10 protein-coding genes and 1 pseudogene are annotated in these 9,236 nt (G+C 69.3%); 2 read left to right on the top strand and 9 right to left on the bottom strand.

What is annotated here, in order from left to right; translation table 11 throughout:
* The 5 genes and pseudogenes from FV228_RS34190 to FV228_RS12700 all read right to left on the bottom strand — a co-directional run.
* A pseudogene (locus tag FV228_RS34190) lies at window positions 1-93 on the bottom strand (nucleotidyltransferase family protein); the annotation flags it as partial.
* Window positions 80-1,105 (bottom strand): molybdopterin-binding protein, encoded by a 1,026-nt coding sequence (locus FV228_RS12715; RefSeq protein ID WP_147854955.1) that lies wholly within the window; start codon window positions 1,103-1,105, stop codon window positions 80-82. The gene FV228_RS12715 and the pseudogene FV228_RS34190, both read right to left, overlap by 14 nt.
* Window positions 1,102-1,803, bottom strand: a complete 702-nt coding sequence (locus FV228_RS12710; protein ID WP_147854954.1) for an XdhC family protein — start codon at window positions 1,801-1,803, stop codon at window positions 1,102-1,104. The genes FV228_RS12715 and FV228_RS12710 overlap by 4 nt, the downstream gene beginning before the upstream one ends.
* A complete protein-coding gene (locus FV228_RS12705; RefSeq protein ID WP_147854953.1) occupies window positions 1,803-2,126 on the bottom strand; it encodes an XdhC family protein in 324 nt (107 codons plus the stop codon). Before FV228_RS12705 ends, FV228_RS12710 begins: the two co-directional genes overlap by 1 nt.
* Before the next feature lie 126 nt (window positions 2,127-2,252).
* Window positions 2,253-3,167, bottom strand: coding sequence for an EamA family transporter (locus FV228_RS12700; protein WP_187277721.1), 915 nt, complete (start codon window positions 3,165-3,167; stop codon window positions 2,253-2,255).
* 98 nt (window positions 3,168-3,265) lie between these two features.
* Between FV228_RS12700 and FV228_RS12695 the strand changes: the two genes are divergently transcribed.
* Entirely contained in the window at window positions 3,266-4,492 is a 1,227-nt protein-coding gene (locus FV228_RS12695) for a glycerophosphodiester phosphodiesterase family protein (RefSeq protein ID WP_147854952.1), read from the top strand.
* Window positions 4,493-4,698: 206 nt separating this feature from the next.
* Here FV228_RS12695 and FV228_RS12690 read toward each other — a convergent pair whose 3' ends face one another.
* From FV228_RS12690 to FV228_RS12675, 4 genes are all read right to left on the bottom strand, one after another.
* Window positions 4,699-4,938: a hypothetical protein gene (locus tag FV228_RS12690; protein WP_147854951.1), complete on the bottom strand. Its 240-nt coding sequence runs from the start codon at window positions 4,936-4,938 to the stop codon at window positions 4,699-4,701.
* A 21-nt stretch (window positions 4,939-4,959) separates the two neighbouring features.
* A complete protein-coding gene (locus FV228_RS12685; protein ID WP_147854950.1) occupies window positions 4,960-5,409 on the bottom strand; it encodes a hypothetical protein in 450 nt (149 codons plus the stop codon).
* A 591-nt stretch (window positions 5,410-6,000) separates the two neighbouring features.
* Window positions 6,001-6,729, bottom strand: a complete 729-nt coding sequence (gene phbB / locus FV228_RS12680) for an acetoacetyl-CoA reductase (protein ID WP_147854949.1) — start codon at window positions 6,727-6,729, stop codon at window positions 6,001-6,003.
* A 116-nt stretch (window positions 6,730-6,845) separates the two neighbouring features.
* Complete coding sequence (locus tag FV228_RS12675; protein ID WP_147854948.1) at window positions 6,846-8,030, bottom strand: acetyl-CoA C-acetyltransferase; 1,185 nt, start codon at window positions 8,028-8,030, stop codon at window positions 6,846-6,848.
* Between the two features lie 329 nt (window positions 8,031-8,359).
* Between FV228_RS12675 and phaR the strand changes: the two genes are divergently transcribed.
* Window positions 8,360-8,965, top strand: coding sequence for a polyhydroxyalkanoate synthesis repressor PhaR (gene phaR / locus FV228_RS12670; protein WP_147854947.1), 606 nt, complete (start codon window positions 8,360-8,362; stop codon window positions 8,963-8,965).
* Window positions 8,966-9,236: the final 271 nt, after the last annotated feature.

Raw genomic sequence — 9,236 nt, 5'->3', positions numbered from 1 at the left:
GCCGTCGAGCAGCGCCAGCATCTTGGGCTCCGGGCCGAACCGGGTTCCAAGGCCCGCCGCCAGCAGGACGGTGCCGATCTCAGGCGTCGGCATCGGCCGCCTCCCCGCCGGCCCGAGGCTGCGGCCGCGAGACGATCTCCATCAGCAGGCCGCCCACCCCCAGGGCGACGATGTCGGCCCGCGTGACGGGCAGGTCCGCCAGCAGCCGGTGCAGGATCCAGTCGAAGCCGTTCTCCTTGGGCGAGCGGGCGCAACCCGGCGCCCCGACCACCGGCACGCCGGCCCGGCTGCCGACCAAGAGCAGGTTCCCGGGATCGACCGGCATGCCCAGATGCTCGACCCGCCCCCCCGCCGCCGCGATGCCCGCCGGGATCACGTCGCGCCGGTCGGCGATGGCCGAGGCCCCGAACACGACCACCAGATCCGCCCCGGCGCCGTCGATCGCCTCGATCAGCGCCGCCGCCACGGCCTCGGCCGCGTGCGCCACGCGATCCTCGAAGACGATCGCGGCGCCGGCCGGCGCGAGGCGCTCGGCCAGGACCCGGAGCGTCCGATCGATGGTGGTCTCCTTGAGGCTCGGCAGGCGGGTCGAGACCACGCCCACGCGCAGGCGGCGGTAGGGTGCCACAGCCAGCGCGCAGCCGTTTTCGGCCGCGCAGGCTTGCGCGAGGACCGCGCCCGCCACGGCGTACGGAATGATCTTCACGGTGGCGACCATCTCGCCCTCGACCACCGGCTTGAACGGCGGCAGGGTCGCCACCGTCACCGCCTCGTCGATGGCGTTGACCGCATCGATCCGGGCCGGCGCCAGGGTCAGGACCCCGGCGGTCTCGGCGAACAGGTTGCAGCGCCCGGTGAAGGGGGCCTCCGCGCGCAGGTTCGGCCCGCGCAGATGCGCGGCAAGCCGGGCGGCGGCAGCGTCCTCGCCGACGTCGCCGGGTTCGAGGGCGGCAGCGACAATCTCCGAGAGGCCCACCCGGGCCAAGCCTGCAGCGGCGTCCTCGGGGATCACCGCGCCCTTGCGCAGGGTGATGCCGTCGCGTCGCACGGTGTGGGCGCTGATCAGGCCGGCCGCCTCGGCGACCGACACGGGGCCGAACCTCACGCGGCCTCCGGTCGAGGGACCCGGCGGAGCGTCGCCACGACCTCGGCTAGCACCGCCAACGCGATCTCGGCCGGGCTCACCGCCCCGATGGCGAGCCCGATCGGCGCCCGGATCCGGCCGATCAGCTCGGACGAGAAGCCGGCCTCAGCGAGCCGGGCGGCGCGGGCCGCATGGGTCTTCCGCGAGCCCAGCGCCCCGACATAGAAGCACCCGGCGGACAGGGCCGCCTTCAGCGCCGGATCGTCGATCTTGGGATCGTGGGTCAGCGCGGCGAGCGCGCAATAGCGATCGAGGGGCGGCACGCGGCTCCCGAGGGCGGCATCGGGCCACTCGGCTACGAGGTCGATACCCGGGAAGCGCTCCGGGCTCGCGAAGGCGGTACGCGGGTCGATCACGGTGACGGCGAGATCGAGGCCGGCGGCCATGGGCGCCATCGCCTGCGAGATGTGGACGGCGCCGATCACCACAAGACGAACCGGCGGAACCTGCACGGTCAAGAAAACCTGCCGGCCGTCGATCTCGACGAGACCGCTCTTGCCCGAGGCCATATGCCGGCCCAGCACCTCCGCCGCCGGATCGGCGGCCATCTCGGCCTCGCGAACGAGGCGCTGCGTCCCGTCGACCAGATCGGTGACCAGGATCGCGGCCCGGCGCGCGGCGCGCTCGGCGTTGAGGCTGTCCAGAATCTCGGTGCGCATCAGTCGACCCGCTCGACGAAGACCCGGATCCGGCCGCCGCAGGACAGCCCGGCCCGCCATGCGGTCTCGTCCGCGACGCCGAATTCAAGGATGCGCGGCGCCCCGGCCTCGATCACCTCGATCGCCTCGGTAATCACGGATCCCTCGACGCAGCCGCCCGAGACGGAGCCGAGGAAATTGCCGTCCCCATCGACCACGAGGTGGCTCCCGACGGGTCGCGGCGCCGAGCCCCAGGTCTCGATCACGGTGGCGAGTGCCACGGCGCGCCCGTCCCGCCGCCAGGATGCGGCGGCGGCGAGGATGTCTGTATCGGTGCTGAGCATGGCCCTCGAGACCTTCGGCCGGCGGGTGCCCCCCGCCACCAACAGGTATGGCCCGGGCGGCGCCGTGCAAGGCGCCGCACCGCCCACGATCGTGATGGCTCCATCAGCGGCCACAAAGCGTGGAGATCAGACCGCCCTCGGGGCAGCCTGGGATGCCCGCACCGCCGTCAGCGCGCCGGCTACGATCAGCAGGCAGGCCAGCGCCAGGGCCGGGCCGGGGCTGGCATAGCCGGTCGCCACGAGGATCAGTGTCGACAGCACCGGCGCCGCATAGGCGGTGACGCCGAGCAGGCGGACGTCGCCCCGCTTGCAGCCGATGTCCCAGAGATAGAAGGCGGCCCCCACCGGCCCGATCCCGAGAAGCAGCACCGCCCCCCATTGCGTGGCGTCCGCCGGCCAGACCGTGGTCTCGAAGGCGAGATGACAGGCCAGACTCAGCGCCGCCGTGACGAGGCAGAAGCCCGCGACCGCGTCGGTCGGCACCTGGCCGACCCGGGCCGACAGCACCGAGTAGCCGGCCCACACGAAGGCCGCCGCCAGGGAGGCGGCGTAACCGGGCAGCGCGCCCGCGGCGAAATCGAGGTTGCCCCGGCCGACGAACAGGGCGGCGACGCCGGCCAGACCGAGCACCGCCCCGGCGAGATGTCCGGCGCGCAGGCCGCCCGAGCCCGGCAGCCGGGCCGAGAACAGGACGATCAGCAGCGGCCAGAGGTAGTTGATCAGCCCGGCCTCGGCCGGCGGCGCCAAGCGCAGGGCGCTGAAATAAAGGGCGTGGTAGCCGAACAATCCGCCGACCCCGAGCAGCCAGACCGGCCAGGGCTGGAGCAGCGCGCGGGCCCCGGCCGGACGACCGATCCAGGCGGCGCAGCCGCACAGGCCGCCGATCGAAAAGGTCATGGCGGCGAGCTGGAACGGCGGCACCGTCCCGGAGGCGGCGGTGAACAAAGCGAGCAGCGACCACAACAGGATCGCCCCGAAACCCGCGAGGGTGGCGGCGGAGCGCGATATGTCGCGGCCCGCGGATGACGCTGTTCGGCTCATGGATCGCAGCTACCATGCGGGCTCGTGAGTCGGCGAGAGAGGGTCACGGCCCTGTCACCGTCCCGCCTTACGGGCAGCGAGAACCGGGAGATCTGTCGATGCGCGCGATCCTAGCCGTCCTCGGGCTGCTGCTGGCGGGTGGGTCGGCGCTCGCCGGCGAGGGGGTGCAGCTTGGGCCGCGTCCGTTCTACCTCGTCGACCAGCTGAAGCCCGGGCCGCTCAAGGAGCACCTGGCCGCCTGCGGTGTCGACCGGCCCTACACCCCGCGAAGCTTCTCGATCTCGCACCGGGGGGCGCCGCTGATGTTCCCCGAGCATACCCGCGAGGGGCTGCTCGCCGCCTACCGGATGGGGGCCGGAATCATCGAGTGCGACGTCGCCTTCACCAAGGACCGCCAGCTGGTCTGCCGACACAGCCAGTGCGACCTGCACACGACCACGGACATCCTGGCCCGGCCGAACCTCGCGGCGAAGTGCACGAAGGGTTTCGAGCCGGCCGACCCGGCCACCGGCCGCAAGGCATCGGCCAAGTGCTGCACCAGCGACCTGACCCTCGACGAGTTCAAGTCGCTGAACGGCAAGATGGACGCGGCCGACCCGGACGCGACTACGCTGGCCGCCTACATGAACGCGACGCCGCACTGGCGCACCGACCTCTACGCCACCACCGGCACGCTGATGTCCCACAAGGAGTACATCGCCCTGGTGAAGGGGATGGGGCGCAAGTTCACGCCGGAGCTGAAGGCGCCCCAGGTCCCGATGCCGTTCGAGGGCACCTATACCCAGGATCAATACGCCCAGCAGCTGATCGACGAGTACAAGCAGGCCGGCATCCCGGCCTCCGACGTCTATCCGCAGAGCTTCCAGCTCCGGGATATCCTGTACTGGCTCGAGAAGGACCCGGATTTCGGCCGCCAGGCGATCTTCCTCGACGACCGGGACGAGACCACCAAGGGCTTCGACCCGGAGAAGCCGGACACCTGGAAGCCGGGCATGGCGGAGCTTTCCGGCAAGGGCGTGAAGATCCTGGCGCCTCCCCTGTGGATGCTGGTCCGTCCCGGGCCTGAGGGCGCCATCGAGCCCTCGACCTATGCACGGGAGGCCAAGAAGGCCGGCCTCGGCCTGATCGCCTGGTCGCTGGAGCGGTCGGGTCCGCTCAAGGAGGGCGGCGGCTACTACTACCAGTCGATAAAACCGGTGGTGACCGGGGATGGCGACATCCTGCGGTTGTTGGACGTGCTGCACGGCCAGGTCGGCGTGCTCGGCGTGTTCTCGGACTGGCCGGCGACCACGACGTTCTACGCCAATTGCGTCGGCGCACCGTAGCTCAGTCGGCCCAGAGGGCGACCAGGGAGAACAGGCCGGCCATCAGAACGTTGATTAGGAGGAGGCTGGCGAGGATCAGGGCGAGCGTCATGGCGGTCTCGGGACTGTCGATTCGGCGAAGTTACGGGGGGCGTGATCGGCCAGACTTCGCGGAATCGAGCCGGTCGTCTCGGTTTCCCTTCGCGTAGCCCGCGAAGGGAAGCGGGTCAGTGCAGCACCAGCTGAAACACCGTGTCGAACAACTCGCCGACCTTCAGCGGCTGCCAACCGAGGCGGCGCGCGACCAGCGCGTAGCTCACGCTGAGCAGCGACGCGCAGCCGAGAACGGCCAGGGCGAACCGCACGATGTCGCCGGTGATGAATGCGGTCGCGATGCCGACCACGGCGGTGGCGATGAAGATGAGCCGGCCAGGCTTCTGCGGGCCGCGGGTGAGGACATCGGACATGGGGGTCTCTCCGGATCGGGATCAGCGGGCGCGGCAGTTCGGGCCGAACCAGGTCATGGTCCGGCGGTCCATGCCGCCGTCCGAGGCGGCGCCGCAGACGGGAAAGCGGGGGTCGCCGCTGCGCTGCAGGCTGATCTGCTTGTAGAGATCCTGCTGCGCCTCCCGGCGGCGGGTCTGCGCGGCGAACTGGGACTGCCAGTACAGGTCCCGGTTCGCCTGGGTCAGCGCGCGCTGCTGGTGCAGGTCCATCGTGCACTGGGCAAACGCATCGGTGCCGGGCTCGACGCCGAATTCGTAGCACTGGCCCTGATCCATCGCGTGCCGTTCCTGCGGGGTGACGCAGGCGGCGAGGCCGAGGGCGCAAGCCGCGGCGAGACCGAGCTTGGCCAGCATCGCGACGCCGCGTGCATCGACCGTCCGGTCGGCGGCAAGAGTTTCACCGGCATCGCGCTTGGTGAATGGGGTGTTCATCGTATCGGGGCCTTCGTTCTTGCTGGCGCGAACAACCACGCCGGGCCGAAACGAGACCTATCCGGGACGGATCGAATTGTTCGTGTTCCGGAGCACCTGTGCGATTCCGCGCGTCCGACCCCGCAATGCACAGATCCACGCGCAGTCTGATGGGATCTACGGTGGGAAAAGAAATCCGTGAGGATCGCGTGGATTTCGTTCCGCCCACCGGCGCGCGTTTGACAAAGATCCTGCGAGGATCAGTTCAAACCGGTGTTTGTGCGGATAAGACGTGCTGTGATCGCTCTGAAGTCCGAGCGTCTTACGCGCAGCCACCCGGTTATTCCGGGACCGCGACGCGGAGCCCGGAATCCAGAAACTCAGGTCCACGATGACCTTGCACCGGCGGCGGCTCTGGGTTGCGGGCTCGCCTGCGGCGCCTCGGAATGACAAGGCGGCTTATCCTGCCGGCCGTGTGTCGCCGATCGAAGATGAGATCTGACCGGAAGCACGAACACAAAGAAACGCCGCGCGGCCCGGCAGGGCGGCGCGGCGTCCGAGTTCGATGTGGCGGCCCGGCAGAGCCGGACACGCCCGTCGTACCGAAAAAAATCAGACGAAGTGCTGGCCGCCGTTCACGGTGAGCGTCGAGCCGTTGATGAAGCCGGCCTCGTCGCTCGCCAGGTATTCCACCGCGTGGGCGATCTCTTCCGACTTGCCGAGGCGGCCGGTGGGGATCGTCGCGATGATCTTGTTGCGGATCTCCTCCGGCACCGCCATCACCATGTCGGTGGCGATGTAGCCCGGCGCGATCACGTTGACGGTGATGCCCTTGGAGGCGCTCTCCTGGGCGAGCGCCTTGGCGAAGCCGATCACGCCGGCCTTGGCGGCCGAGTAGTTGGTCTGGCCGGCCTGGCCCTTCTGGCCGTTGATCGACGAGATGATGATGATCCGGCCGAAGCCGCGGCTGCGCATGCCCTCGATCACCGGCCGGGTGCAGGTGAACACCGAGTCCAGGTTGGTCTTGATGACCGCCTGCCACTTGGCGAAATCCATCTTGTGGAAGGCGCCGTCGCGGGTGATGCCGGCGTTGTTGACCAGCACCTCGACCGGGCCCAGCTCGGCCTCGACCGACGCGATGCCGGCCTGGCAGCTCTCGTAGTCGCCGACGTCGAACTTGAAGACCGGGATGCCGGTCTCGGCCTTGAAGGCCTGGGCCGCCTCGTCGTTGCCGGCGTAATTGGCCGCGACCTTGTAGCCCTTGGCCTGCAAGCCCTTCGAGATCGCGGCGCCGATTCCGCGGGTGCCGCCCGTAACGAGCGCGACGCGTCCTTGAGACATTGTTGTTTCCTCCTGTTCGCATCACGTGATGCCGCGTGCGGATGGCGTCCGCACGCGATTTTTTCTGAGTTAGGACTCAAGTCTATATTGGTGGACAGCCGATCGTTACAAACCGATCACGGCCGCTCGAGGCACATGGCGACGCCCATGCCGCCGCCGATGCACAGGGTGGCGAGGCCCTTCTTGGCGTCGCGCCGCTTCATCTCATGCAGCAGGGTGACGAGGACGCGGGCGCCGGAGGCGCCGATCGGGTGGCCGATGGCGATGGCACCGCCGTTGACGTTCACCTTCGAATCGTCCCAGCCCATGTCCTTGTTCACCGCGAGCGCCTGAGCCGCGAAGGCCTCGTTGGCCTCGATCAGGTCGAGGTCGGAGGGCTTCCAGCCGGCCTTCTCCAGGGCCTTGCGCGAGGCCGGGATCGGGCCGGTGCCCATCACCTTGGGATCGACGCCCGCGGTCGCCCAGGACTTGATCTTGGCGAGCGGCGTCAGCCCGCGCCGCTCCGCCTCGGAGGCCGACATCAGCACCAGCGCGGCGGCGCCGTCGTTCAGGCCGGACGCGTTGGCGGCCGTCACCGTGCCCTCCTTCGCGAAGGCCGGCTTGAGCTTGGCCATCGCTTCCACGGTGGCGCCGTCGCGGATGTACTCGTCGGTGTCGACGATCGTGTCGCCCTTCTTGCCGGGGATCGTGACGGGCACGATCTCGTCCTTGAACCGGCCCTCCTTGCGGGCGGCCTCGGCCTTGTTCTGCGAGCGGGTCGCGAACTGGTCCTGCTGCTCGCGGGTGAGCTGGAACGCCTGGGCGACGTTCTCGGCGGTCTGGCCCATGTGGTAGCCGTTGAAGGCGTCCCAGAGCCCGTCCTTGATCATCGTGTCGATGAGCTTGAGGTCGCCCATCTTCTGGCCGCCGCGCAGGTACTGGGCGTGGGGCGAGAGCGACATCGATTCCTGGCCGCCGGCCACGATCACGGTGGCGTCGCCGTTGGCGATCTGCTGCATGCCGATGGCGACGGTGCGCAGGCCGGAGCCGCAGACCTGGTTGAGGCCCCACGCGGTGGCCTTCTCGGGGATGCCAGCCTTGATCGCGGCCTGCCGGGCGGGGTTCTGGCCGGCGCCGGCCGTGAGCACCTGGCCGAAGATCACCTCGTCCACGTCGTCGGGGGAGACCTTGGCGCGCTCCAGGGCGGCCTTGATCGCGGTGGCGCCGAGCTCGTGGGCCGGGACAGCCCCGAAGGCGCCGCCGAACGAGCCGACCGCGGTGCGCGCGGCCCCGACGATGACGATCTCTTCGCTGCCTGCCATGTGAACGTTCTCCTCTTACAAGCCGGCGCGCCTTCCTCAGTTCGGGCGCGCTCTAAAAGCCGGTCCCGCGATGAAGGGCTTGGAGTCGGCGAAGTCAAGGATCGACCTTTGGGGGTGAAAACGCCCCGATGACGCGCCTGCGAGACTGAAATGGCCTGTGCGAAGGCCGGCACCCGGCATTATTCTGCGTTGAAGAGGTGCAGTTTGCTGTTTTCTGCGCCTGTGGAAGGCTTTAAGGTCCGTGCTGCGGGCGCGAAGACGATCCCGCCGGGACGCGTCGCGCGTGCCTGCAGCGCCCCCGAGTCCTGAGTTCAGAAAGGCCGTTCCCGATGGCGGATACCGTCAAGGCCACCCAGACCGTCATCAAGAAATACGCGAACCGGCGCCTGTATCACACCGGCACCTCGACCTACGTGACGCTGGAGGACCTCGCCACGATGGTCCAGAACGGCGAGGACTTCGTCGTCTACGATGCGCGGGCGGGCGACGACATCACCCGGTCGGTGCTGACGCAGATCATCTTCGAGCAGGAGAACAAGGCCGGCGCCGAGAACCTGCTGCCGGTGGCGTTCCTGCGCCAGCTGATCCGCTTCTACGGCGACAGCATGCGCACGATGGTGCCGAGCTTCCTGGAATTCTCGATGGCGAACTTCGCCAAGGACCAGGACGGCCTGCGCGAGAAATTCGCCCACAGCTTCGGCCCGGCCGCGTTCCAGAACGCGATCGAGCAGTCGGTGCGCACCAACATGAACTTCTTCGGCGACGCCATGAAGATGTTCACCGGCTTCACGCCGCCCGCCGGCGGGGCGCAGCCCCAGGCTCCGCAGGCGGCCGCGCAGGGGGCCCAGGGGGGCTATGCCGGCGGCGAGCTGGACGACCTCAAACGGCAGATGCTGGAGATGCAGCAGCGCCTCGAGGACCTGGCCAAGAAGTAATCTTGGCCGTGCCAAAACCAATCACTCCGGCCGATCCTAAGCGTTTTTGACAAGTTGACGAACCATTAACGCCGGCCCCACGTTTGCAGCATGAGCGCGGAAACGTGCAGGGGATGTTGCGATGGCGCGGATCGGGACAGTCGGCCGGACCGGTGCAACCGGGAGCAGGCCCGCGCAATCCGTGGGCGCTGCGGCCGGGGCGGTCGCGGCGACGGACGCCGTCTCGCCGGCTCGGGCGCTGGTGGTGGTCGATGGGGGACGGCGCGAGGCG

It is taken from the genome of Methylobacterium sp. WL18 (assembly GCF_008040015.1).
Taxonomy (GTDB): Bacteria; Pseudomonadota; Alphaproteobacteria; order Rhizobiales; family Beijerinckiaceae; genus Methylobacterium; species Methylobacterium mesophilicum.
Note: the sequence above shows the minus strand (reverse complement) of the source record. Positions and strands in the feature narration are given on the sequence as shown.

Coding starts and splice junctions, on each gene's coding strand:
- FV228_RS12710 (WP_147854954.1), bottom strand. CDS start 1,803: ATGCGCACCGAGATTCTGGACAGCCTCAACGCCGAGCGCGCCGCGCGC.
- FV228_RS12700 (WP_187277721.1), bottom strand. CDS start 3,167: ATGAGCCGAACAGCGTCATCCGCGGGCCGCGACATATCGCGCTCCGCC.
- FV228_RS12685 (WP_147854950.1), bottom strand. CDS start 5,409: ATGAACACCCCATTCACCAAGCGCGATGCCGGTGAAACTCTTGCCGCC.
- FV228_RS12675 (WP_147854948.1), bottom strand. CDS start 8,030: ATGGCAGGCAGCGAAGAGATCGTCATCGTCGGGGCCGCGCGCACCGCG.
- FV228_RS12695 (WP_147854952.1), top strand. CDS start 3,266: ATGCGCGCGATCCTAGCCGTCCTCGGGCTGCTGCTGGCGGGTGGGTCG.
- FV228_RS12690 (WP_147854951.1), bottom strand. CDS start 4,938: ATGTCCGATGTCCTCACCCGCGGCCCGCAGAAGCCTGGCCGGCTCATC.
- phbB (WP_147854949.1), bottom strand. CDS start 6,729: ATGTCTCAAGGACGCGTCGCGCTCGTTACGGGCGGCACCCGCGGAATC.
- FV228_RS12705 (WP_147854953.1), bottom strand. CDS start 2,126: ATGCTCAGCACCGATACAGACATCCTCGCCGCCGCCGCATCCTGGCGG.
- phaR (WP_147854947.1), top strand. CDS start 8,360: ATGGCGGATACCGTCAAGGCCACCCAGACCGTCATCAAGAAATACGCG.